The sequence below is a fragment of the Streptomyces sp. URMC 124 genome, assembly GCF_051386455.1.
Taxonomy (GTDB): Bacteria; Actinomycetota; Actinomycetes; order Streptomycetales; family Streptomycetaceae; genus Streptomyces.
Genome location: NZ_JBPQTS010000580.1, coordinates 1 through 249, shown reverse-complemented (window position 1 = coordinate 249; position 249 = coordinate 1). Strand labels below are relative to the sequence as shown.

Annotated in this window: 1 protein-coding gene; it reads right to left on the bottom strand. The window is 44.2% G+C overall.

Going from position 1 to position 249, the window contains the following annotated elements:
- Window positions 1-10: 10 nt before the first annotated feature.
- Window positions 11-249, bottom strand: a 239-nt coding sequence (locus ACSNOG_RS33760) for a hypothetical protein (RefSeq protein ID WP_436756480.1), incomplete at its 5' end; no start/stop codon positions are given.

The following is a 249-nucleotide window of genomic DNA, read 5'->3' as shown; positions in this document are numbered from 1 at the left end:
GGTAAATATTTCACAGTTTAACTACCGCGGAACCCCAATTCCAATATAAGAAAGAGGAACCTGCATCTTGTCCGAGAGGGAAAGATAGGGTTCCTTTTTCTATTGGCTCTTTACTTTTGGCTGTAACTTCGTCACAATAGTGCAGTATCGGGATATGACGTCCCAATTCATTGGACAAGCTTGTGGAGGTATGTGATGCGTTTACGCGGGAGAAAAGGTATTCGGGAAAATCTGGAGCAGCAGGAAGAC